Origin of the sequence: Pseudanabaena sp. FACHB-1998 (assembly GCF_014696355.1) — a bacterium.
In the GTDB taxonomy this organism is placed as follows: Bacteria; Cyanobacteriota; Cyanobacteriia; order Pseudanabaenales; family Pseudanabaenaceae; genus Pseudanabaena.
The window spans coordinates 1-24,123 of sequence record NZ_JACJQA010000010.1 but is presented as its reverse complement, the minus strand read 5'-3'; the positions used below and the strand labels follow the sequence as shown (position 1 = coordinate 24,123).

Sequence of the window (24,123 nt, the reverse complement as noted above, 5' to 3'; positions counted from 1 at the left end):
TTTATATAGAATCGATACAGAATCGATAGGTTACGAACAAATATGAGTGTCAGTCGCAGACAAGCAACCATAAGCCGCCATAAGCGAATTCGCAAAGGAATTACAGGTACGTCTGAACGTCCTCGCTTATCCATTTATCGTTCTAACAATCACATTGTGGCGCAGGTGATTGATGATGTTTCCCAAAACACCATCGTTGCAGCATCAACCCTCGAATCCGATGTCCGCTCTAGCGTTAGCTCTACAGCTAATTCTGAGGCTTCGGCTAAAGTAGGTGCTTTGATTGCTGAAAGAGCGATCGCTAAAGGAATTAGCAAAGTGGTCTTTGATCGCGGCGGTAACCTTTATCACGGAAGAGTCCAAGCTCTCGCTGAAGCTGCCCGCGAAGCAGGTCTCGATTTTTAAGCAATGAATCATCCAGTGAATCAATAGATATAAAAACTATGGCTAAGAATAGAGAATCCAAACCAGGTGGTGGTCGCGATGGCGGCGGCGACAATGGCGATAGTCGTGACGAAAAACGCAAAGGTAAGCGCGAGGGTAAAAAATCTGATCGCGCCCGCACCGAGAAAGAATCAGAATGGCAAGAAAGAGTTGTCCAAATCCGTCGTGTAACTAAAGTTGTTAAGGGCGGTAAAAAGCTTAGTTTCCGTGCGATCGTCGTCGTCGGTAACGAAAAAGGACAAGTCGGTGTTGGCGTAGGCAAAGCTGCTGACGTTATTAACGCCGTTAAAAAAGGTGTTGCTGATGCCAGAAAGCACGCGATCGATGTTCCTCTAACCAAGAGCAGCTCTATCCCCCATCCTACCAATGGCATTGGTGGTGGTTCCAAGGTAATGATTCGCCCTGCATCTCCAGGTACTGGGGTAATTGCTGGGGGAGCGGTCAGAACTGTACTAGAACTAGCTGGTGTTAAAAACATCTTGGCTAAGCAACTGGGTTCTAGCAGCCCCTTGAATAATGCTCGTGCTGCTATCAATGCACTTTCCACATTGCGTACCTTTGGTGAAGTAGCCAGAGCGCGTGGTATCACACTGGAACAACTTTTCAATTAATACAATAACGGTGCTATGCGCCGTTATTGTATTAAAAAATTTAATTAATCCAATAACAACATGTTGCGCTGTTATTGTCACAAAAAATTAATTAACCTATATAACGTTGCATAGTCTCGTTATTGTCACAAAAAAAGGAAAACCCATGAGAATTGACGATCTTCAGCCTCAAGAAGGCTCACAGCATCGCAAGCGCCGCATCGGGCGTGGCATTGCCGCAGGGCAAGGTGCTAGCGGTGGTTTCGGTATGCGTGGTCAAAAAGCTCGTTCAGGTCGTCCCACCAGACCTGGCTTTGAAGGTGGTCAAATTCCCCTTTATAGACGAGTACCAAAGCTTAAGCACTTTACAATTGTTAACCCTAAATATTTTACAATTGTAAATTTAGATCAATTAAGTGGACTACCTAAAGGCACTGAAGTGACCCTTGAATCCTTAATGGATGCAGGTATTGTTACTCAAAACGATGGTGTTTTACGGATATTAGGTAGAGGCGAAGTCACGGTAGCTTTGAATGTTCGCGCTCACTCAATTACTGCATCTGCAAAAGCAAAAATTGAAGCTGCTGGCGGCACTGTAGAAGTCGTTGCCTAAAAACAAGAGAATATGTGGCGAAGTGTTGAGCGCTTCGCCACATATTCTCTTTTGTTGTTTTAGGGTAGCTAGTATAAAATCGCCAAACCTATGGCGCAGGTAGTTTGTGCAGCTTGCTCTCCATTTGATCGGCATGTATCGCGATCTTCGTGGAACTACAATATTTAAATATGTTTGGGTAGGGAGTGCTAAGCATTGCTTACTCTATAACCAATAGCTTTGAGGTAAGTTTAGTTATGGTTGTCAGTAAAGGAAAAACGCCAACAGCACAGGAAACTTTTCTACAAATGGCGCAAGCCGCAGGTTTGCGTGGACGTTTGCTAGTTACTGTGGGTGTTTTGATATTAGTTAGGCTGGGCATCTATTTGCCATTGCCAGGAGTAGATCGCTTAAGATTTACCGAAATTGTTAAAAATAATGCTGTAGTTAATTTTTTAGATATTTTCTCTGGTGGTGGCTTATCACTACTAGGTATATTTGCCCTCGGTATTTTGCCCTTTATTAACGCATCAATCATCATGCAATTGATGACTGCGGCTTTACCGACCTTAGAAAATCTCCAAAAAAATGAAGGTGAAGCTGGTAGAAGAAAAATTTCTCAATACACTCGCTATGTAGCTTTTGTATGGGCAGTTATTCAAAGCTGGGGCTTGGGCGTTTGGGTGCAAAACTCTGGCGTATTGTCCGAGGCAAGCTCTAATTGGCTCTCCATTGGCGATGGCAGGGTAATTTTTTCCAGTTTTATTTTCCAGACTACTGTTGCTTTAGCGGCAGGTTCGATGTTTGTAATGTGGGCTGGGGAACTGATTACGGAGAAAGGAGTTGGTAATGGTGCTTCTTTACTGATTTTTATTAGTATTGTGGCAAACTTACCTAAGTCTTTAGGTGACACAATTTCTCTTGCTCAAAAGGATAGCTCCCGAGTTGGTGGCGTTATTCTTTTGTTACTCATCTTCTTGATTATGATCGTGGGAATTGTATTTGTGCAAGAGGGAACCAGACGCATTCCGATTATTTCGGCGCGTCGGCAAGTAGGTCGTAAACTCTACCGCGAACAACAATCATATTTGCCTTTGCGTTTGAATCAAGGCGGGGTGATGCCCATTATTTTTGCTTCGTCGGTGATGATTTTGCCTGCTTATCTCAGCCAAAGTATTAATAACGATGTTTTTGTGTCGATCGCTACTTGGATTTCGCCGAGTGGGGCGGGACATATTCCTGTGTATATGTTGCTCATTCTCGGTTTTAGCTTTTTCTATTCCACGTTAGTGCTTAATCCGATTGAGTTGTCTCAAAATCTCAAAAAGATGGGTAGTAGTATTCCTACAGTGCGTCCGGGCAAGGCAACCTCTGACTATATCAGTGGCGTCTTAAATCGCTTAACTTTGCTGGGTTCCGTATTTTTATGTGGGATTGCAATTATTCCTAGTGCTTTGGAGAAGGCGACGGGTGTATCTACTTTTAGTGGCATCGGTGCAACATCTTTGCTGATTTTGGTCGGTGTGGCGATCGAAACTTCCAAGCAAATTCAAACATATGTAATTTCTCAACGTTATGAAGGTATGGTCAAACAATAATGCCTAGAGTGATTTTGATGGGACCGCCTGGAGCTGGTAAGGGTACGCAAGGAGAAATTTTGGCAGATGAATGGCAAGTGCCAAAAATTGCTCCTGGTGATATTTTTCGGGCTGAAATTAAGCAAAGCACTGCCTTAGGACTTAAGGTCAAGTCCTATAGTGATTCAGGGCGTTTGGTTCCTGACGAAGTGGTAATTGAAGTCATTGAGTCCCGCTTGCGCCAACCTGACACTCAATCTGGTTGGATTTTAGATGGTTTTCCTCGGACTGTCGCTCAAGCGGAAGCCTTAGATGTGCTGCTTGCCGATTTAAGTCAGCCCTATGATTCGGTGCTTAACATTGATGTGCCAGACGCAGTCCTAATCGATCGCCTGAAAGCAAGGGCGATCGAGCAAGGTCGAGCAGATGACACAGAAGAGGTGATCAAGAATCGGCTCGAGGAATACAATGCCAAAACAAGACCTCTGCTGGAATTTTATGGAAATAAGGTTAAACAAATTGATGGCACACCGTCGATGCCAGAAGTAACTGAAGCAGTCAAAAAATTCCTTGCATAGGTACGCTGGTAATTTTAGGGAGCAACGCTTCATAAAATTATCGAAATATATAGAACTTATACTGAATTTTGGAGTGTTTATTTGTCAAAAGAAGATGCTATTGAAATGGAAGGGACGGTAACTGAATCTCTTCCTAACGCTATGTTTCGAGTTGCCCTCGATAATGGCTTTAATGTACTTGCCCATATTTCTGGCAAGATTCGTCGGAACTACATTAAGATTTTGCCAGGCGATCGCGTAAAGGTGGAGCTAACACCCTATGACCTTACTAAGGGACGTATTACCTACCGTCTCAAAAACCAAGGCGGCGGCAAAAAATAAATCATAAAAAGAAGCGCTCGTAGAGCGCTTCTTTTTTTATGGACTAATATATAATGTGAACTATGAAAGGATTATGAAAAGCAAAATCGAGCTTATCAATAATGATGTCTGCAAAACCTGAACCGCATCTGCAAACGCTATCTAAACCATTAACTCCAACTCCAGATCAATTAACATCGGTAGTAACTAAACAGTTATCGCAATCGCAAAAAAAAGCTCAAAAAAATCCGCATTGGCAAATTGTAGTAACTACCTTTATTACCGTGTTTTTGGCTGAAATTGGCGATAAGACCCAGTTAACTACTCTCATGATTTCGGCTCAGTCTCATCAGCCTTTAATTGTATTTGCGGGGGCGGCGATCGCTTTAGTGTCAACAAGCTTACTAGGAGTGCTAGCAGGTAAATGGCTTGCTAAGACCTTTTCACCTAGCTTACTAAATACTTTGGCTGGTCTAAGTTTTCTGATTCTTTCGCTTAGTTTATTGTGGGATGCGATCGCCTAAAAATATCTTCTAAAAATATATGGATTGGCAATTATTATTTTTGAGTTTCGGTACGATCTTTTTGTCAGAGTTGGGGGACAAAAGCCAATTGGCAACCCTGAGCTTGAGTGGCAGTTCCGCAGCCCCAAGATTTGTATTTATTGGTTCGGCAGCAGCTTTATTGCTGGCTAGTTCTATTGGGGTGATTTTAGGCGATAGTATTTCGGTGCTGATGCCCACAAAATTACTGAAAGCGATCGCGGCTGGTTTATTTGCGATTATGGCAATGCGTCTATTTATGACCGACTCTAGTAGCCAATAAAGCAAAAGGTTGGCAAAGCCAACCTTTTGCTTTATTGGTTTTGAATAGCGGCGCAAAGCGCCGCTATTCTTTTTCGGGTCGATAATTACCAATCCCAATCAGAATCTTGATTATTTCGGCTCCGATTGCCACCACCATAGCTGCCACTATCACGACCATAATCACGATTTTGACTTGAATAGTCTCTTGTTCCGTAATCGCGATTGCGCTGATCTTTAGGCGCATAATCGTTGCTAAAGTCTTTGGGATAATCGCGAGTTGACTCACGGTTATAGTCACGATTATCGCGATTATTGGGAGTGTCACGATTTGAATCGCGATTGATATAGCTTGAAGGAGCGCCCGTCTTCGTATCAGGTGCGCCGCCGAAGGCAATTAACAGGGGAAATCGCAATAGATCGACGGAGATTAATTCCTCTGATTCGTCGATAATCACTAAAGGGCTTAGCCCTTCCTTGACAAGGCGATCGCCCTTAGTCGCTAGAGGTTCAGGATCTTCAAATAGGGCAATACCCTTGTCTGAGCCAAAATGCTCTCTAGTCAAGCCCAAACAATCTTGAAATCCACGTCGCCATTCGCCCAGACGCTCGGGAGAAGTCGCGAGTACTAATACCCGTAATTTTTCTCCATACACGGCTTTTAAGACCGAAATGGCTGCCGAAGTCACCAAGATATTTTGCAAACGAGTTCCCATCGTGCGGATTGCACCACGTCCCGACTGCTCAAAAAACCATTTGGAAACGCGATCGGCATGAACCTGCTCAAAAGTACGCCGTAATTTCCATGCAGGCCCATAATAATCGGGCAGAGTACGATAGCGTTCTAAAAGCTGATCGACTCGTTGTTTGTATTCGGCAAAGGTTTGCTCCGACAAAAGTGGAGGTTCAATTTCTTTAGCAGGTTTCTTTTCAGAAACTACTACAGGCTCCACTTCCTTAGCTGGGGGGGCGATCAGATTTAGCTTTTCAGCACTAGCGACTAAATCTTGTAAACTCCCCACTAAATAGTCCTTGAAACCTTGGACTCGTACCGCAATATCTTGCGAAGCACCTGCATAGGTGCTGGTCATTTCCTTGTCTAGACGATCTTTGCGTTTTTCGAGAACAGCGATCGCCGCTTGTAGTTCTTGTTTTTGGTATTCGAGCCTTGCCACATCTGCTTGAGCTAGGCGAATAATACCTGACTGCAAATCATCTATCTGATCTTGGAGAATTTTAGTTTTAGCATTTTTGAGATGTTCTAGTTCCGCTTTTAGCTCAGTTTCTTGCTGTTTGAGCTGCTCAATAATGGCTAAAAGTGGAGCTAATGGCTCAGGCTCAGCTTCATTTTGGGATACATCATCAGCAATTACCTCTGGCGCTGATGTAGCTACTTCGTTATGTTCTGGCGATGACGATGTCAAATTTTCAGTAGAGATTTCCAAAATATCGGCAATATCTTCGGTATTGGCAGTATTTTCAGTTTTAGACTCATCTAAATTAATGGATAGGGCGATCGCTTCGGGGGACTCTCCTTGTACAGATGAATTTAAAAAATTAGAATTTTCCACTTCTACAGGCTGTTGATCGGACTCCATAAAGTTCTCATCGCATCGTTCATTTCTATTTTATACCAATTTCTTTCTAGTATTTTCTCTAAAGCTAAGTAGCGATCTGCTAAAAATTGGCTCATTTATGAAGAGTTAATCTTGTTGAAAAACTATTTACATGGAAGCGTTAAGTTTTACTAACCCTTTCCACAAATAATTAAGTCTTCATAATTATCAAATAATCTAAGACTATATATGGAAGAATTATAGTTTATTGATGTTTTTTGAGTTTTAAGACGGTATTTGCTGGCTGCTAACTATATTGGAAGATGAGTAAAGATAAATCCACCATATTAATCGTTGATGATACAGAATTTAACCTCAAATTGCTCTCTCATATGTTAGGTAATCAAGGCTATAAAATTTTGGAAGCAACAAACGGATTTTCGGCAATTAATTTAGCCGATACTCACATTCCAAACCTGATTTTACTTGACATTAAAATGCCAGATATGGATGGTTTTGAAGTATGTACAATTTTAAGAAACAATTCAAAAACCCAAGAAATTCCCATAGTATTTATTAGTGGTATTGATAATGCAGAAGAGAAGTTAGAAGCATTTTCTGTAGGTGGTATAGATTTTATTAATAAACCATTTCATCCTGTAGAAGTTCTGGCTAGGGTAGAAGTACATTTACGAGTGGCATCACTACAGGCTGAATTGCTTGAACAAACTCGGCTTTTAGAGAGCCAGAATATTAGCCTCCAACAAGAAATATCTCATCTAACTGGATTTGATTGGAATTTATACCTAGAATTAAAATCAGCCTTAATTAACGAAGAACTAGTTTTAGAATATCAACCAATTGTTAATTTTAAGACTAATTTAATTACAGGGTTTGAGGCTTTAATTCGCTGGAATCATCCTCAACGGGGATTACTTCAACCTTCTGAATTCATTGATCTTGTAGAGACGACTGATTTGATTAATCCTATAGGAATTTGGGTAATTAAAACTGCTTGCAAGCAGTTACAAATTTGGAAGAAATATTTCCCGAAGTATAAAGATTTGACAATAAGTGTGAATGTCTCCACCAAGCAACTCATAGGGTTTAATTTAGTAAAAGATGTCAGCAAAATATTAGTTGACTATGAAATCAATCCTAATTGCTTAAAAATTGAAATTACAGAAAGTGCGGTCATGGGCGATCGCGATCGCACTTTACAAATTCTCCATCAACTAAAAGAATTAGGTATTCAGTTTTGTATAGATGATTTCGGTACGGGATATTCATCATTACGACGGCTTACCGACTTCCCGATCGATGTTTTGAAAATAGATCGATCATTTATTGTAAAAAAAGAGTGGGTAATCGTAAAAGCTATTGCTTCTCTAGCGTTTACCTTAGGCAAAACAGTGATTATTGAAGGAATAGAAACTGATGAGCAGCTTAAATTGCTCAAAGAACTTTTTGCTTCTTCGCTCTCGGAATGTTATGGACAGGGCTATCTATTTGCTAAATCTCTTAATGCTGAAGCTGCTTCTAATCTTTTAGAAAGTAATACTACTCATATTTGTCTAGAAAGATATAGCAATGGCATCAATAATATATTTTCCCAATAAACCCCAAGAAAAAAGTTGCGGCGCTAAGCGCCGCAACTTTTTTCTTGGGGTTTAGCTATATCTATAAGTCTTCAATTTTGAAATTTTCAAGGGCGATCGCTAAATGTGTCCAATGGGTTCCCCCTTGCAGAAATACTGTGTAAGGCTCGCGCAAGGGGCCATCCGCCGAAAGCTCTAAGGTACTACCGTCAATAAAAGTGCCACCAGCCATAACCAACTGACTCACATATCCCGGCATCTCCCCCGGTACTGGATCAACGTAGGAGTCAATGGGCGAAAATTGCTGAAGATTGCGACAGAATTCAATAAGTTTTTTGGGGTTTCCTAATTGAATTGCTTGGATAATGTCGCGTCTTGGCTCGTAAGGTAGCGGCTTGACACTGTAGCCTAATTTATCAAAAACATAGGCGGCGAGATGGCTACTTTTCATGGCTTCTCCCACCATTTGTGGCGCAAGGAACAAACCTTGAAAGAGGAGACGATTTAGATCAAAGGTTGCACCTCCTTCTCGTCCGATTCCGGGGGCAGTGAGCCTCTGAGCCGCTAGTTCCACATACTCGGCTTTGCCTGCAACATATCCTCCCGCCGTCGCGATCGTGCCTCCCGGATTTTTGATTAATGAGCCAGCGATGATGTCGGCTCCGACCGCCGTGGGTTCGCGATCGCTAATAAATTCGCCATAGCAGTTATCCACAAAGCAGACCGTATGAGGATTTTGTTGCTTTACTAGTTGAATGATTCTTTCAATATCTTCGATAGATAGGCTTTGTCGCCAAGCGTAGCCGCAGGAACGCTGAATTAAAACCATCTTGGTTTGTGGTTTTACGGCTTTGGCTAAGGCTTCCCAATTTACGCCCCCTTCAGCCGTGAGTTCCACTTGGCGATAGGTAATTCCAAAGTCTTTAAGCGAACCCGCATAGTTAATGGCTTGACCTGCCGCCGCTTGCGGATCGTTAACTAAAGGATAGCCAATTACTTCTTCGAGGGTGTCATAGGGAGCGCCTACAACTGACAAAAGCTCATCAAGGGGGCGCAAAATGCCAAATAAACAACAGGCGATCGCATGGGTTCCTGAGACAAACTGAACTCTGACGGCGGCGGACTCCGCTCCCATAACTTGAGCAAATACTGCATCAAGGACATCGCGCCCCATATCCCCATGACCATAGCCTGAAACACTCGCAAAATGATGTGCGCCAACCCGATGATCGCGAAAAGCTTGCAAAACCCGTTCGAGATTTCCCTTTACATGGAGGTCGATTTTGGCGAAAGTAGGTACGAGGGCTGTCACTGCTTCTTCAACTAGCAGTTTCATTTTTTCAGAGGTCATTGTCTTCGGGATTTTTTGTCGGGTTTTTGATCCTACGCGAATTTGTTTGTTTTTGTCTAGTATGAGTAAGCAATCGCTACTTGCTCACAATTACGCTAAGTAGCTAGGCGCAATTAAATATAAAACCTAAAAACCTACAGCGCACGCTGCGCGTGCGCTGTAGGTTTTTAGGTCTGGATTTTAATTATGCCTAGCTACTTAATAAAGACTTTATTGCTAACTTGATCTGAGATGTATAAAATGCAAAGCCTTTTACAGTGAGGATTCGCATTTTGCGACATTTAATTTTTAGAGCTTAATCAGGACTCTGTTGTCGTAAAGTAAAGGATATGAATAAAATTTAAAGATTTTTTGAGGAGAAAGCTTTGCCTACACTTGGAGTGAATATAGATCATATTGCAACTCTCCGCCAAGCTCGTCGGGGTGTAGAACCAGACCCCGTTACTGCGGCGGTGCTTGCTGAATTAGCAGGAGCGGATGGTATTACTGTCCATTTGCGCGAAGATCGTCGTCATATCCAAGAGCGAGATGTGCGTTTATTAAGGCAAACTATTCGTACTCGGCTTAATCTCGAAATGGCTGCTACTCCTGAGATGGTAGCGATCGCCCTTGATGTCAAACCCGACTATATTACTCTTGTTCCCGAAAGACGAGAAGAAATCACCACTGAAGGTGGACTTAACGTCAAAGCCCAATGCGATCGCTTAGGTAAATTTGTCAGCCAATTACAAGGAGCAGGTATACCTGTAAGTTTATTTGTGGATGCTGAAACCGATCAGCTACAAGCCTCGGCAAAAACTGGCGCAAAATTTGTGGAACTACATACAGGCACTTATGCTAACGCCAAAAATGAGGGAGAGCATAAGAAAGAACTAGAAGTATTGACCAAAGGCGGAGAACTGGCGATTAGTCTGGGATTGAGACTAAATGCAGGGCATGGTTTAACCTATTGGAATACTCGTCCTGTGGCTCAAATAAATGGAATGGAAGAGTTAAACATTGGTCACAGCATCATTAGCCGCGCAGTGCTTGTGGGCTTGGAGAGGGCGATTCGAGAGATGAAAGAATTAATCAATTAAAAAGAAGAGAGTTGCAGTAATTTGTACGGCAACTCTCTTCTTTTTAATCATGAATTGACATTATCTGGATGTGGCTTATCAGATGATTCACTGGAATCATTTTGATTAGGATGAATATGATCGCCATTTAGTGAATCTCTATGTAAATGGTGCTCATGACCGTTTGCATAGTCATGGGCTAAGGCAAGCTCAGAGATGTTTTCACTAGGTGGTTTGTGAACATCTAGCTTTACGCTCTTTTCAATAGTTTTCACAAAAATATATAGAACGGGTACAACAAAGAGACTTAAAAATGTGGCTACACACATACCACCCATGACCGCCGTACCAATTGATTGACGGGCGGCGGCTCCTGCACCTGTGGCAATTACGAGTGGAAAGATGCCAATAATAGTCGAGAAAGCAGTCATCAGAATCGGGCGTAATCTTTGCTGAGCCGCTTCAATTACAGATTTCGTAATACTCAAACCGCCTTCATGCAACTGATTGGCAAATTCCACAATCAGAATTGCGTTTTTACTTGCCATCCCAATTAGCATAACCAAACCAATTTGGGTATAAACATCGTTAACAAAATTGGGATTGGAAAACCCACGCACCATTACCGCTAAAAGTGCTCCCAATACCGCAAGCGGCACTGTTAGCATGATGATCGTGGGATCGATATAGTTTTCGTATTGAGCAGCGAGTACTAAAAATACAAAAACGATTCCTAACCCAAAGATAAAGAAAGCACTACTACCAGAGCCAATCTCTTCTAAAGATAAGCCCGACCATTCGTAGCTAAAGCTCTTTGGAAGAACCTCTTTAGAAATTTTGTTCATAACATCGATCGCTTGTCCTGAACTAACTCCGGGGGCGGTGTTACCAGTGATTTGCACAGAACGGAACAGATTATAGTGATTAATAATCGATGGTCCAATGGTTTGAGAAACCTTGACGAGATTGCTAAGAGGGATTAATTGTCCCTTAGCCGATCGCACATAGAGCTTATTAATATCGTCGGGATTAGCACGGAACTGAGCATCGGCTTGTACATAAACGCGATAGGTGCGTCCAAAGGTATTGAAGTCATTGACATATTGAGAACCGAGCAAAGTCTGTAAGGTGTTGTAAATGTCTTGCAAAGATACCTGCAAAGCATTTGCCTTCACGCGATCGACCTCAACGGTCAACTGGGGAGTGTTGCCATTAAAGTTTGGACGCAAGCCCGCTAGCATCGGACGATTAGGATCGGGATAGGTACTGGCTTTTCCTAATAAAGCGCCCATCGTCTGCTCGATTACAGGAAAACCTTGATTTGCCTTATCTTGTAATTGATATTCAAAGCCACCATAGTTACTTAAGCCCTGAATGGCTGGCGGTGGAAAAGGAACTACAAAAGCTTCTTTAATCGAAATTAAAGAAGGTAGTAAGCCGAAGGGTTGAGGGGTAAAGCCGCCAATGATCGCCTCAGCCGATCGCGATCGCTCTTTCCAAGGCTTGAGCGTAGTGAACACAATCCCGTTGTTGGGAGTGTTGCCACTAAAACTAAAGCCTGCGATCGCAAAAATATTGGAGATTTCAGGATAAACAGGTTGTCCTGTCTTTTCATCCTTACTACGCATAATCCCTTCGATATTTTCCAAAACTTTTTCGGTGTAATTTAGCGATACACCTTCAGGCGCTTGGACAATCGTAATGAAATAGCCTTGATCCTCTTGTGGCAAAAATCCTTTAGGAACGATGTTGTAAACCCAATAGGTGAGGAAAAGCGAACAGATAAACAAAATCAGAATTATGCCTTTGAGATTAGCTGCCTTTTTTAGCAACCATTCATAGTTATTGCGTGTGCCATCAATTACCCAATTGACTCGATCAAAAAACCAATTACTCCTTGGGGCTTCCTGCTTAAGCAATAAACCCGCCAAAGTAGGGGAAAGTGTCAACGCATTGAAGGTAGAAACAGTAATCGAAAAAGCGATCGTCAACGCAAATTGCTTATATAACTGTCCTGTGGTTCCCGGAAAGAAGGCAACAGGAACAAACACCGCGATCAGTACTAAGGAACTCGCAATTACCGCCCCTTGCAATTCATTCATTGCCGAAATCGCCGCTTTAATGGGGGTTTCACCCTTTTCTTGAATGCGGCGCGTCACATCCTCAACCACCACGATCGCATCATCTACCACCAGCCCTGTCGCGAGGGTCAACCCAAATAGAGTCAGAGTATTAATATTGAAATTGAGCAGTTTAATAAAGATAAACGTCCCAATTAAGGAAACGGGAATCGCGATCGCAGGAATTAGGGTTGAACGCCAATTCTGTAAAAACAGGTAAATAATCACGATTACCAGCGCGATCGCAATCAATAGAGAAATAATTACTTCTTCAGTTCCTGCTTCGATGAAACTAGTCGTGTCGAAAGCAACTTCATAATCTAATCCGGGGGGAAAAGTGGGTTTTAAATCCTCTAGGACATGTTTTACTGCCTTTGCCACATCCAAAGCATTAGCATCAGGCAATTGCGAAACACCTAGCCCAATCCCACGAGTACCGTTAAATCTCAAAGTAGAACCATAGTTCTCTGCGCCCAATTCTACTCGTCCGACATCCCGAAGCTTAATAAGTGAGCCATCGGTAGCGGTTTTGATCACAATGTCTGAGAACTCCTCAGTACTTTTTAACCTACCTGTTGCGGAAATTGATAGTTGATATTGCTGATCGGGGAGATTGGGTTGCTGACCAATTTGCCCAACCCCTACCTGTATGTTTTGTTTTTGGATTGCCCCTACAACATCCTGTGCAGTCAAACCTCTCGCTGATAGTCGATTAGGGTCGAGCCATACCCGCATCGCATATTTGCGTTCACCAAAAATAATGACGTTACCAACTCCCTTGACCTTCTTAATGGCATCGACAATATAAAGGTCAGCATAGTTACTCAAATAAAGATCGTCATATTCGCCCTTTTCGGCATACACCCCGATCGCAAAGAGAAAACCTGAAGATTCTTTGCTAACCCTCACGCCAGTCTGCTGCACGGGGCCAGGCAATTGTGATTGGACGGTGGAGACACGATTCTGCACATCCACAGCCGCAATATCTTTGTTTTTGCCTAAATCAAAAACTAAGTTAACCGAACTAGTCCCATTATTGGCACTAGTAGAGGTAATGTAACGAACTCCTTCGATTCCATTGAGTTCTCTTTCGAGAATATTAGTAACTGTCGATTCGACCACTTCAGCATTTGCGCCAACGTAGTTTGCAGTCACCGTTACCTTGGGAGGCGTAATTTCAGGGTATTGGGCAACAGGCAAAATAAAGATACAGGCTGTTCCCAAGAGGGTGATGATGACAGAACATACTGTTGCAAATACAGGTCGTCTGATAAAGAAGTCAGAGATGGATAGCAGCATGGGCTGAGATATAAGAATGAAGAGTTAAGGGAATATACCTAGCCACTGACCGCCAAAATACACTAAATAATTTAGCTCGCTTGCTCACAAGTCGAGGTATTAGCAGACTTATATTTTAGTCTAATCATAGCTTAATACCCATTCAAAAAATTACAACGCCATTTTTCTGAGTCTCAAAACTTTACTGGGTCTGCCTTTGTACTCCCTTATCAAAAAACAATGGGTGCGCGACCAAGCCGCACACCCATTGTTTTGTATTCCGCTTTTTAAGCCACTGCTTACTAAATTAAAGTATCGAGAATATAGGGTAGTAACAACGCACTGGCAATAATTAGAGCCGCGATCGCCGCAATTAATACTGCCCCTGCGGCACAATCTTTGGCAATTTTTGCTAACTGATGAAATTCTCGTCCTACCGTTAAGTCTACAACTGCCTCCAAAGCGGTATTTAATAGTTCCAATACTAAAACTAAGGCGATCGTCAGGCTAATAATCGAGCAAGCTACCGCCGATAGCTTGAAATAGAGACTTAGGGATAAGGCGATCGCGCCAATAATTAAATGAATCCGAAAATTTCTCTGTGTGCGAAAAGCATAGCCTACCCCCTCTCCCGCATACTTAAAGCTCAAAAATAAATTCGTGGCAATTTGAAAAGAGTCATTGCGCTGAGTAGCGCTCTGTTCAGATTTATGGAAATCATCGTTCTCAGTCATTTGCTCGGATACAGAAGGCGGATTAAATAAAAACAGAAATAGTCTTGGTAGCGATAAATCAATATTCATGGAGTTTATTCCAAATAGACTTTGCTAAGCAAGTGCCAAGATTTTAATACGCAAGGATTAGTTTATATAAATTAAGTTGCGTTTTCAGTAGCTCATCAATTGTCATATTACCCAGTCTGCAAATATAAATAGCTTTACAAGGCTTAATACCAAAGCGCAAAATGGCTCCGCCATTTTGCGCTTTGGTATTAAGCCTTACTGAGTCTGGTTTTTAATTCACATTTGGTGTTCCATCCAACAGATGGGAGTTAAGTAGGTAAGCATAATTAATTACCAACCAAAACCCGTAAAGTTGCGCCCCATAGGGACGCAACTTTACGGGTTTTGGTAATTTACTTTGCCCAAGCACTTATGGTTTCGCGCCGCCACTCATCTCTAGGGGGTGATTGTTTCAACATTGCTATGTAGATTAATCAGACTAAGCATTAAATCTTGCTGCTCAAGCATTGCTTCTAGACTTTCTTCGTCGGGATGATCCCACCCTAGTAAATGTAATAAGCCATGGGCAGCCAGCCAAGCTAATTCATAGATAAGGGAATGTCCTCGCTCTAATGCTTGCCTTGCTGCGGTAGTTTGAGAAACAATAATGTCCCCTAAATAGGTAGGTTCACTATAGTCAGATTCATCTTCGGGAATTACGGGAACTTCTGATTCTAAAGCGGCAAAGGATAAAACATCAGTTGGGCGATCTTGCTGACGATATTGCTGGTTAAGTTGTTGTATTGTCAAATCATCGGTAACCGCTAGAGAAAGCTCATATTCTCCCGTGGCGATCGCTTGTTCAGAAACAAGATGATTTTCCCAGACTGTAAACCAGTCTTGCCATTGATGCGGGGCGATCGGATGGCAATCAGCAATTTCAGAATAGAGTTCGCAATATAGCTCAATACTCAATGGTTCCTATACTCCATAACTTTCTGCTGCAATTCTATGAGGATTGGGGGCATACAAAGGGTTGCAAAGCTAGACTTTTAAAAAATGTCTTAATTTCTTAGAAAGTGCAAAGCGCTATAACTACAATAATTAAATAAAGAATAAAACAATAATTACTAATTATTGTTTTATTCTTTGACAATTGTTTTGTATATAATGCCAAGTTCTAAAAATATTACTTTTGGCTAGACAAAGTTATTGTTTACATAAAAGATAAAAAAATGTAAGTTTTTAAATGATTCTTGTTAAAAAAATATTCCAGTGACTCGCGAAATGTGAGTTATAAAAACTAGAATTAATAAAAGCAACAACTTAAAGCTGGCATTGGAAAAATACCCAGAATATTTGCAAATAACTTTAAAGTTTTTGTTGACTATAGCCAACAAAATCCTAGTGAAATACGATCGCTAATCCAATTAAAGTACCAAATACACCAAGAACAGTTAATCCCAAATGAAATAAGGATGTGTTACCCTTGTTAACCATATTACGCATAGCTAGTTTGACAAATCCATCTTGAGCTTTAGCTTGACTAGCATTGTCTTTTTGCGCTTTATAGCTTGGATCGGCACTACTGGGTTTTTGGGGTTGGTCTTGAGTATTAATGCTCATAGTTTGTTTGAGTTAATTTATTTGATAGAAATTATATGTAGACAGAAAACCAATCAATATAAAGTTCTGAAAAATAAAAGCTCTATCGTTTGACAAGGTGATCTGCTATTCAATTTAAGTTTTAATTGAAGCTGCTCACTTCGATAGGATTTTGACAAAAAATATATTGCTAGTCTCACAGCTAAAATATTTAATTTTTTAAAGCCATTGTTCTCTTAAAGAAAGTTTATCATTGATATTCACTAAACATTATAGAATTTAAGTATGTCATCTTTATACAAGATGACTAGTACAAAATAAGTATAAGTAATTTTGCTGTTGTGTAGTAAAGTTTGCACAGGCAGAATTTAAAAGCCGAACATAGTTAACTCAAGGAGAACATTACTATGGCAGTCGAAAAAGTCAACTCTTCCTCTAGCCTAGCGGAAGTCATTGATCGCATTTTGGATAAGGGCATTGTTATTGATGCATGGGTAAGAGTCTCTTTGGTGGGAATCGAACTGCTATCAATCGAAGCTCGTGTCGTTATCGCCTCTGTAGAAACATATCTCAAGTATGCGGAAGCAGTTGGTCTTACAGCATCGGCAGCAGTACCTGCTGCTTAGCCTAGTTTGCTCTTAGTAATAAATACTAAGTAGTAGACTGCTAAACAATAGATTAGTCTGCCGATTTATTTTTACTCCCTTCTCACTAAAAAATTACTCTGTCAATTTAATGTTAAACAATTAATATTGAACAAGCAGTAAATTTTTAGCAGGGTAGTTATATGGTGGGGAGGGGGATTAATGAAAAATTTTCAGAGAATTAATGACAATTAATTTGGGATAAGCGATTTGCTTTATTAGGTTTTGGCATAGGCAGTTTGAAGATTTGATTTGAAAGCATGAATTTGAGGATAACGTTATGGCTTCTTTGATGCAAGGGTTTGCAGAAGCAAGGCAGAGACGATTACAAGAACGGGCGGACTTTTTGGCAGAGCAAGAACTAGCTCGGCAAAAGAGAGAAAAAGATTTGCAAGCTCAATCTGAAGCTACTGCTCAGTATTTAGCTCATGCTGAGCAAACACGTCTGGCATGGGAACAGGGTAGACAGGCGATCGCGGAAAATGCCTTAGAAGCGCGACTGGATGAACTCCAGCATCGTGCTAGTCAGGTTTCCGAGTATTTGCTAAAACTTAATATTAGCCGCAAAGAACAATCTGTAGAAGATAGTGAAAATCGCTCTCAAGAAGTCAGAACTCGTACTTTTAAAACGCGATCGCAACTAAAACATATTCACAAGGCAAGAATTCGAGCTGGTAAAGCGGCTAGCGAACAGCGTCAGCAAGTAATGCAAGAGCGAGTAGCCTTAACCCAGATGCAGATTGAAGATCTAACCAAGGAGCGTTTAGCAAGCGCCAAGCTAGCATCTGAACTCAGAACTAGGGAGGCTGAAGACCGAGCCTCAGCTACCGCCGCCCAAATTCAAGCTATTAACAAGCAACGCATCTCCCAAGGACAGCAAGATGCTGCATCAAGAGTGCAGGAAGCCAGCGATCGCACGGCAAATGTCCGAGATTCTCTAGAGCAAATTGGAGCCAAGAGAACTGCTGAAGCTGAAGCCCAAACCCAAAATTTACAAGCTTTCCACTCTGAACTGAGAGCTTCTGTATGGGCTGGCGCAAGATCGGTTGCCGTAACGCCCCCTGTCGCTAAGCCTCAACCTGAAGTGAAGCCTGCGCCCAAGGTAGCGGAGCAGTCTCCATCTAAGCCTAGTAAGAAAAGTGCTAAGGCGGAAACTACTGTAAAAGCTCCAGAGCCAGCAGCCAAGTCTGTGGAAGTGAAGGAAGAACCCAAGGAAACACCTAAGGAAAATCCTAAAACATCAGGCAAAATCGAGCAATTTGTGATTGACTATGTTTCCCAACTATCGACAAACTCTAGTTTGTTAGAAGTGGTAAACGATCGCGATACCGTTAGAGATTTGCTTGCCCAAGGCGCAAATACTCTCAAAGTCGATCCTTCTGATATTCTGAATACCTTACTACAAATGGCTGAAGGCTCATAACATGACCACAGTTCTCCACGCTAATGCTCGTCAATTTGTCAGCACTGACTACACTAAACAAATAGTTCGTCGCGCCTTACGTTATTTGCAATCAGGTTTTGCAATCCATTTGCGTGGTCCCGCAGGTACTGGCAAAACCACTCTCGCCATGCACCTTGCGGGGTTGGTGGGACGACCAATGGTGTTGATCTATGGCGATGAAGATTTGCGATCGTCTCAACTGGTCGGCTCTAGCTCAGGCTATTCCCGTAAGAAAGTCGTGGACAATTACATCCATTCGGTCTTAAAAGTAGAGGATGATTTGCGCCAAAGTTGGACAGATTCTCGTCTCACTTTAGCCGCTAAAGAGGGATTCACGCTTATTTATGACGAGTTCAACCGATCGCGCCCTGAAGTAAATAACGTCTTGCTCAGCGCTCTTGAGGAGAAACTAATCGTATTACCGCCCGATAGTTCTCAATCGGAATATGTGCGGGTGCATCCCTTGTTTCGGGCGATCTTTACTTCTAATCCTGACGAGTATGCAGGTGTGCATCCAACACAGGATGCATTACTCGATCGCATGATCACCATTAACATTGGTGAAGCGGACATCGAAACTGAGAAGCAAATCTTAGTGAATCGGATTGGACTCGATCGCACTCAAGCGCTGAAGTTAATCAATTTGATTCGAGGCTATCGTCGCCAAGTCGAATGTAGCAAAGCATCGAGCTTAAGAGCTTGTCTATTAATTGGCAAAATCTGTCATGAGCATGAAATTCCTGTTTCTGGACAGAATAATGACTTTCGTGATTTGTGTTTTGATGTACTGATTTCCCGTTATGGTAATGGTGAGCCTGAGTCAGAACTCGGTCTCGCTAAACTATTGGATCAAATACCCTAATGTCTCAAGCGCTTAAACCTCAAGCAATCAAAACTAGTACGACTGGCTCCTCCCTTGCCGATATTCTGGAAAGAGTATTGGATAAGGGAATTGTCATTGCTGGTGATATCACTGTGTCCGTGGGCAGTGTGGAGTTGCTGAGCATTAGGATTCGGCTGCTTGTTGCCTCAGTAGACAAAGCAAAAGAAATCGGGATTAACTGGTGGGAGTCCGATCCCTATTTATCTTCGAGAACTCAAGAACTTCTTGCTTCTAATCAACAGTTACTAGAAAGAGTCAATCTTTTGGAAAGAGAATTAGCTGCTGTAAAGCAATTAGAAGCCAATCCTAATCCATAGAAATGGCGGCGCAAAGCGCCGCCATTTCTATTTAAGATTTAGCCTTACGTGCTGCTTTAAGCTGATCGTCGATGCGGCGCAGCACTCCATTGATAAATCGATACCCATCTTCACTACTGTATCGTTTTGCTAATTCTACTGCCTCATCGATCGCGACTTTACTTGCCACACTCATAAACATCATTTCCGCGGTGGCAATTCGCAAAATATCTTTATCAACTTGAGCAAGGCGATCAATTTGCCAATTAACTAAGGCGCTACTGATGGTTTCATCAATCTGCGATCGCTTAGTATTTACAGTTTTGAGAATATCAATCGTGTAATCACGCACTTCAGCGCGTTGGGACAGTACTAAGGTCACAGGAAACTCTAAGGCCGAGCCAATATTGTTAATGGCATTTTTGGTTAGCTCGATCGCCTCGCGTACCATACCCTCCACAGCTTGGATATCTTGGCGGATGTCACCAGTGCGGGTTTCGCTAGAAGATATGCGTTCCTGACTGCGTTGCAGTTCCGCACTAGCGGTTTGTAATAATTCTTTAGTTTCATCGTGCAGCGATCGCACGACGGCTGTAACAATGTCATCCAGCGTTTTAGTCTCTAGCTTTTGAGATTGGCTAGGTAATTGATTGATACTAAACAGTGCGAGTTCGCGGGCGATGTGGCGGGGTTGCATAGGAGGAGATAAAATTAAGCCAATTGAACATCTTATCATCCACTTTACGCACTAAACCTTATAAAAATGACTCAGATCTTTACAGCTACCCTTCATCATCACGGACAAACCTATACTGTTCCTGCCCCCGCCGATCAAGCTCTTCTTGATGCCGCGATCGCGGCGGGCGTGGATTTGCCCTGTTCATGCTATGCAGGGGTATGTACAACTTGTGCTGCCCAAATTGTGAAGGGTGAAGTTGACCAAAGCCAAGGCATGGGAATCGGTGGTATGGGTGAAGAGTTAGATGCAAAGGGTTACGTTCTTCTCTGTGTTTCCTATCCTAAGTCGGATGTGGAAATCTACACCGATAAGGAGCAAGAAGTGTATTCAATCCGCTTTGGCTCTAGCGTTAGTGTCTAAATCTATAACTACTTACTTCCCAGTGAATAAGTAAGGGTGTGGGGCTTTGCCCCACACCCTTACTTATTCACTTTAATAACTACGCCACGATCATTGAAAGTTAAAATCCTTGGCAATATATTTAGCGATCCGTGCGGAGGCTCCCGATCGCCCCATCCGCTCCTCACCATTACGCCCAACTTCTTGAAAATAGTCGGGATCTTGCAGGATTTTATTGAGAACTTCCGCAATTTGGGCTGGCTTATCCACTAAGTTAATCGAACAACCCAACAAATCCGCCTGCTCTTCGGCAAACTTGCGCGTAAACTGAGGTCCATTTCCTGCGATCGTGATTACGGGCTTACCAAGTCCAACTAATTGTTCGGTCGCAGTTCCCGCCATAGCTAGTCCTAAATGACATTGGTGCAAGCAATCCCCAAATCCATCTTGCAGAAGTAATAATCGCGCATTTTGCACTTTAAAAGTCTTTTCATCTAAACGCAGCCACCCCTTTTGGATAATGCTTTGTCCGAATTTTTCTAGATCGAGATCGGGCGCGATCGCCACTAAGAAATGTACATTGTGCGGAATGGTGCGAGAAATGACTTGGGAACATAGCAGTAATGTGAGCCAGTTTTCATAAGCTTCTGGCGATCGCGATCCCGGAAGAATGGTGACAGCCCAATCATTTTCCCCAATTCCAAAATCCAATCCATGAGGCGTAAGTCCGTCCATCATCGAATTACCGAGATAGATAGCAGGTAGTTTAAATTCTTTATTTAAAATCTCAGAAGTTAGCAAATCCCTTACAAATATCGCCTTGCAGCGATCGCTTTGCATTAAAGAACGTTCCCAAGGAAAAAAGGTAGAACCCCCAAAAGGTTTCTTGACATGGGGCAAATAACTTTGGCGATCGCGCCAATAATATTCTGATTTAGCCGTCGCTACAAACGCAAATTCACAACCACCAAACTTAGCTGGCAACCAAGCAAATAGCAGTGGCACAATATCGCCCACTGCTAAGATCAATCGCTTACCCCTCCGATTGTCCTTCGACCATTTCCAAACAAAACCTAATTGCTTACGAGTTAACCCCACCAATCCACCTTTGACATCACGGGCTAGTTGGCGACTATCCATTCTGACAAATCCACCTGAAGGCATCGCCTGTGTGTATTGATTGACTATTGATATTTGCGCCTTTGCATAGGCATTTCCTACGCCCACAAGCGGTAAGGCAATCACCGAAAATCCTAATTTTTCTAGTTCAACACAGATACGGGCAGCAACGATATCTTCACCATGTCCGTTACTGATACATAAAATTTCCACGTTTTATTAAAAAACTCTAATTTTTATAAGCTAATGTAACTTTAGTAGAAACTGCGACATTATGCATAAGACAAAATGCTAAGGCAAAAAATCAGATTTTATCTAGATGACCTTGCCACCCCCATCGGTAAAGTTATCAATATTGCGATCGCGCTTCTTGTTTTGGCTTCGGCAACTAGCTTTGTAGCCCAAACCTACGAAATATCAGAAGTGGTAAGACATCGATTGAATCTGATGGATAACATCATTTTAGATCTCTTTGTCTTTGAGTATTTTTTGCGATTATGGTGTGCGGAAGAGAGGCTTAAATACCTATTTAGTCTTTATGCGATCATTGATTTGGTAGCAATTTTGCCTTTCTTTTTAGGGACAATTGATATCGCGTTTCTTCGCCTTCTACGTTGGTTTCGGATTTTGCGGCTCATTCGTTTAGTGGAGTCGCGATCGCTATTTGCCCACAAGACCGAAGATATCGCCATCCTGTTTCGGATTCTATTTACTTTATTTGCGATCGTCTTTGTCTTCTCAGGATTGGTCTATCAAATCGAACATCCTAATAACCCCAAGTTTCACAATTTTCTTGATGCCTTCTATTTCTCGATTTTTACGATGACGACGGTGGGCTATAGCGATGTAATGCCCAAATCCGATGCTGGAAAACTCACCACAGTTCTAATGGTTCTCACGGGAATTGCCCTCATTCCTGTACAGCTAAGCGAATTATTTAAGCGGCTAATTCAAACTGCTAATCAAAGCGATCGCTCTGATAGTGATAGAACAAAATTACTAGAAGTTGTCTGTTCTAGTTGTGGATTGTCACTCCATGAGAGTGATGCGAAGTATTGCAAAGCTTGTGGTACTAAGCTAGCAGATCAATATTAATCAATATTAAATAGAGTTGCAGCGCAAAGCGCTGCAACTCTATTTAGACATAACCAGTGATTAAAAAATCCGCATCTATTTGTTGGAATTGAGTTCTTGATAAATTAATTGCCTGAGTCATCAATCTCAAATCCAGATCATCAATCGGACTCGGAGCCTCAAATCCACCAATCAGCTTAGGCGCAATAAATGCATAAATTTTCTGCACCATTTGCGCTTTGATCGCTGCTGCCCCTAACCTACCCCCACATTCCCACAAAACACTATTAAATCCTCTTCTTCCCAATTCTTTCATTACAACTTGGGGAGAAATATCGGCTAATTCTAGAACCTCAACTTGGCGATCGCGTAATTTCTGTTTAAGTCCTGACTGAATATCAGGCAAAGTAATCACTAAGGTTTTTTCTATGTCTGTTATCTTCCATAAATTCGCATCTTCAGGCAGTTCACAAGTTTGAGTAACTACAACCCGCAAAGGGCAATGCTTACTTACTCCATGGGTATTCAAATGCGGATTATCAAGCCTCACCGTGTTACCGCCCGTAATCACCGCATCACAGCTTGCTCGCAAATTATGGACTAAATTTCGTGATGCTTGCCCTGTAATCCAATAGCTATGTCCCGACGTGGTAGCGATTTTGCCATCAAGGGTCATCGCATATTTGAAAATACCAAAGGGCAGTCCCGTTTTTATTCGATGAAAAAATGCCTCATTTAGCTCCAAACATTTCTGCTCTAAGACACTTGTAACCACACTGATGCCTGCCGCGCGGAGGCGATCGCGTCCAGTCCCCGCAACTCGCGGATCAGTATCAATTGCCCCGATCACAACATGACCAATTCCTGCATGGACGATCGCCTCAGAGCAAGGGGGGGTGCGCCCATGATGATTACAAGGCTCTAAATTTACATATAAAGTTGCGTCACTTAAATCTTCTCCAGTTTGCACAGCCTCCCGAATCGCAAATACCTCAGCATGGGGCTGTCCTGCCTTCGGATGAAAACCTTTGCCTAATACCCGTCCATTTTTAACAACCACACTGCCCACCATCGGATTTGGTGCGGTTTGCCCTATCGCCTGTTGAGCTAACTCAAGACATTGCTGCATATAGCGATCGTGCTGAGTCAAATCAAATTGTGTGGGCGGATATCCAGACATACTGATCAACCTAAGGATAGATTAGTGTTACAAACGCTTTACAAAACTACATGTGCAACGTTACATTACTTACATAGCGAAAGCTAATTATAAATTTTTCTCAAACGCAATCATAAACTAATGACCACAGCAGTACAAAGACGCGAAAGCGCTTCGATCTGGGATCAGTTTTGCAACTGGATCACCAGCACCAACAACCGTCTATACATCGGATGGTTCGGCGTATTGATGAT

General features: G+C 42.3%; 25 protein-coding genes and 1 pseudogene. 17 read left to right on the top strand and 9 right to left on the bottom strand.

Annotation, left to right across the window (positions count from 1 at the left end):
• Positions 1-42: 42 nt before the first annotated feature.
• The 8 genes from rplR (at position 43) to H6F42_RS04995 (ending at position 4,906) form a co-directional block, all read left to right on the top strand.
• Positions 43-405: a 50S ribosomal protein L18 gene (rplR, locus tag H6F42_RS05030; RefSeq protein WP_190398271.1), complete on the top strand. Its 363-nt coding sequence runs from the start codon at positions 43-45 to the stop codon at positions 403-405.
• Between the two features lie 38 nt (positions 406-443).
• A complete protein-coding gene (rpsE, locus tag H6F42_RS05025; RefSeq protein WP_190398270.1) occupies positions 444-1,055 on the top strand; it encodes a 30S ribosomal protein S5 in 612 nt (203 codons plus the stop codon).
• Between the two features lie 145 nt (positions 1,056-1,200).
• A complete protein-coding gene (rplO, locus tag H6F42_RS05020) occupies positions 1,201-1,647 on the top strand; it encodes a 50S ribosomal protein L15 (RefSeq protein ID WP_190398269.1) in 447 nt (148 codons plus the stop codon).
• Positions 1,648-1,883: 236 nt separating this feature from the next.
• Positions 1,884-3,224, top strand: a complete 1,341-nt coding sequence (gene secY / locus H6F42_RS05015; RefSeq protein WP_190398268.1) for a preprotein translocase subunit SecY — start codon at positions 1,884-1,886, stop codon at positions 3,222-3,224.
• On the top strand, positions 3,224-3,781 hold the full coding sequence (locus H6F42_RS05010) for an adenylate kinase (RefSeq protein WP_190398267.1): 558 nt from the start codon (positions 3,224-3,226) through the stop codon (positions 3,779-3,781). The genes secY and H6F42_RS05010 overlap by 1 nt, the downstream gene beginning before the upstream one ends.
• Positions 3,782-3,862: 81 nt before the next feature.
• Positions 3,863-4,102, top strand: coding sequence for a translation initiation factor IF-1 (gene infA, locus H6F42_RS05005; RefSeq protein ID WP_009625470.1), 240 nt, complete (start codon positions 3,863-3,865; stop codon positions 4,100-4,102).
• 101 nt (positions 4,103-4,203) lie between these two features.
• The gene (locus H6F42_RS05000) at positions 4,204-4,605 is read left to right on the top strand and encodes a TMEM165/GDT1 family protein (RefSeq protein WP_190398266.1); all 402 of its coding nucleotides are present in this window, start codon (positions 4,204-4,206) and stop codon (positions 4,603-4,605) included.
• 19 nt (positions 4,606-4,624) lie between these two features.
• Positions 4,625-4,906, top strand: coding sequence for a TMEM165/GDT1 family protein (locus tag H6F42_RS04995; RefSeq protein ID WP_190398265.1), 282 nt, complete (start codon positions 4,625-4,627; stop codon positions 4,904-4,906).
• An 85-nt stretch (positions 4,907-4,991) separates the two neighbouring features.
• On the opposite strand, the gene H6F42_RS04990 is transcribed toward H6F42_RS04995, so the two are convergent.
• Positions 4,992-6,482 (bottom strand): DUF3086 domain-containing protein, encoded by a 1,491-nt coding sequence (locus H6F42_RS04990; RefSeq protein WP_190398264.1) that lies wholly within the window; start codon positions 6,480-6,482, stop codon positions 4,992-4,994.
• A gap of 281 nt (positions 6,483-6,763) precedes the next feature.
• On the opposite strand from H6F42_RS04990, the gene H6F42_RS04985 reads away from it, so the two are divergent.
• Positions 6,764-8,059, top strand: a complete 1,296-nt coding sequence (locus tag H6F42_RS04985) for an EAL domain-containing response regulator (protein WP_190398263.1) — start codon at positions 6,764-6,766, stop codon at positions 8,057-8,059.
• A gap of 61 nt (positions 8,060-8,120) precedes the next feature.
• Here the strand turns inward: H6F42_RS04985 and H6F42_RS04980 are convergent, their stop codons facing one another.
• Positions 8,121-9,374 (bottom strand): aminotransferase class I/II-fold pyridoxal phosphate-dependent enzyme, encoded by a 1,254-nt coding sequence (locus tag H6F42_RS04980; protein WP_190398262.1) that lies wholly within the window; start codon positions 9,372-9,374, stop codon positions 8,121-8,123.
• Positions 9,375-9,754: 380 nt separating this feature from the next.
• Between H6F42_RS04980 and H6F42_RS04975 the strand changes: the two genes are divergently transcribed.
• Positions 9,755-10,468: a pyridoxine 5'-phosphate synthase gene (locus H6F42_RS04975; RefSeq protein WP_190398261.1), complete on the top strand. Its 714-nt coding sequence runs from the start codon at positions 9,755-9,757 to the stop codon at positions 10,466-10,468.
• Positions 10,469-10,515: 47 nt separating this feature from the next.
• Here H6F42_RS04975 and H6F42_RS04970 read toward each other — a convergent pair whose 3' ends face one another.
• From H6F42_RS04970 to H6F42_RS04955, 4 genes are all read right to left on the bottom strand, one after another.
• On the bottom strand, positions 10,516-13,866 hold the full coding sequence (locus H6F42_RS04970; protein WP_190398260.1) for an efflux RND transporter permease subunit: 3,351 nt from the start codon (positions 13,864-13,866) through the stop codon (positions 10,516-10,518).
• A 281-nt stretch (positions 13,867-14,147) separates the two neighbouring features.
• Positions 14,148-14,579 (bottom strand): diacylglycerol kinase family protein, encoded by a 432-nt coding sequence (locus H6F42_RS04965; RefSeq protein ID WP_347272288.1) that lies wholly within the window; start codon positions 14,577-14,579, stop codon positions 14,148-14,150.
• Positions 14,580-15,023: 444 nt separating this feature from the next.
• On the bottom strand, positions 15,024-15,542 hold the full coding sequence (gene ybeY, locus H6F42_RS04960; RefSeq protein WP_190398258.1) for an rRNA maturation RNase YbeY: 519 nt from the start codon (positions 15,540-15,542) through the stop codon (positions 15,024-15,026).
• Positions 15,543-15,971: 429 nt separating this feature from the next.
• A complete protein-coding gene (locus H6F42_RS04955) occupies positions 15,972-16,193 on the bottom strand; it encodes a DUF3285 domain-containing protein (RefSeq protein ID WP_190398257.1) in 222 nt (73 codons plus the stop codon).
• 386 nt (positions 16,194-16,579) lie between these two features.
• Here H6F42_RS04955 and gvpA point away from each other — a divergent pair, with 386 nt between their 5' ends.
• The 4 genes from gvpA (at position 16,580) to H6F42_RS04935 (ending at position 19,460) form a co-directional block, all read left to right on the top strand.
• A complete protein-coding gene (gene gvpA / locus H6F42_RS04950; RefSeq protein WP_009626980.1) occupies positions 16,580-16,798 on the top strand; it encodes a gas vesicle structural protein GvpA in 219 nt (72 codons plus the stop codon).
• A gap of 298 nt (positions 16,799-17,096) precedes the next feature.
• Entirely contained in the window at positions 17,097-18,239 is a 1,143-nt protein-coding gene (locus tag H6F42_RS04945; protein WP_190398256.1) for a hypothetical protein, read from the top strand.
• A 1-nt stretch (position 18,240) separates the two neighbouring features.
• Complete coding sequence (gene gvpN, locus H6F42_RS04940; RefSeq protein ID WP_190398255.1) at positions 18,241-19,122, top strand: gas vesicle protein GvpN; 882 nt, start codon at positions 18,241-18,243, stop codon at positions 19,120-19,122.
• Positions 19,122-19,460: a gas vesicle protein gene (locus H6F42_RS04935; protein WP_190398254.1), complete on the top strand. Its 339-nt coding sequence runs from the start codon at positions 19,122-19,124 to the stop codon at positions 19,458-19,460. The genes gvpN and H6F42_RS04935 overlap by 1 nt, the downstream gene beginning before the upstream one ends.
• Positions 19,461-19,491: 31 nt before the next feature.
• Here the strand turns inward: H6F42_RS04935 and nusB are convergent, their stop codons facing one another.
• Positions 19,492-20,136: a transcription antitermination factor NusB gene (nusB, locus tag H6F42_RS04930; protein ID WP_190398253.1), complete on the bottom strand. Its 645-nt coding sequence runs from the start codon at positions 20,134-20,136 to the stop codon at positions 19,492-19,494.
• Positions 20,137-20,202: 66 nt separating this feature from the next.
• On the opposite strand from nusB, the gene H6F42_RS04925 reads away from it, so the two are divergent.
• On the top strand, positions 20,203-20,538 hold the full coding sequence (locus H6F42_RS04925) for a 2Fe-2S iron-sulfur cluster-binding protein (protein ID WP_190398252.1): 336 nt from the start codon (positions 20,203-20,205) through the stop codon (positions 20,536-20,538).
• 90 nt (positions 20,539-20,628) lie between these two features.
• Here the strand turns inward: H6F42_RS04925 and H6F42_RS04920 are convergent, their stop codons facing one another.
• Positions 20,629-21,849 (bottom strand): lipid-A-disaccharide synthase-related protein, encoded by a 1,221-nt coding sequence (locus H6F42_RS04920; RefSeq protein WP_190398251.1) that lies wholly within the window; start codon positions 21,847-21,849, stop codon positions 20,629-20,631.
• A 75-nt stretch (positions 21,850-21,924) separates the two neighbouring features.
• Here H6F42_RS04920 and H6F42_RS04915 point away from each other — a divergent pair, with 75 nt between their 5' ends.
• Entirely contained in the window at positions 21,925-22,731 is an 807-nt protein-coding gene (locus H6F42_RS04915) for an ion transporter (protein WP_190398250.1), read from the top strand.
• 43 nt (positions 22,732-22,774) lie between these two features.
• Here H6F42_RS04915 and ribD read toward each other — a convergent pair whose 3' ends face one another.
• Positions 22,775-23,890: a bifunctional diaminohydroxyphosphoribosylaminopyrimidine deaminase/5-amino-6-(5-phosphoribosylamino)uracil reductase RibD gene (gene ribD, locus H6F42_RS04910; protein ID WP_199288912.1), complete on the bottom strand. Its 1,116-nt coding sequence runs from the start codon at positions 23,888-23,890 to the stop codon at positions 22,775-22,777.
• A 120-nt stretch (positions 23,891-24,010) separates the two neighbouring features.
• On the opposite strand from ribD, the pseudogene H6F42_RS04905 reads away from it, so the two are divergent.
• Positions 24,011-24,123 (top strand): annotated as a pseudogene (locus tag H6F42_RS04905) (photosystem II q(b) protein); the annotation flags it as partial.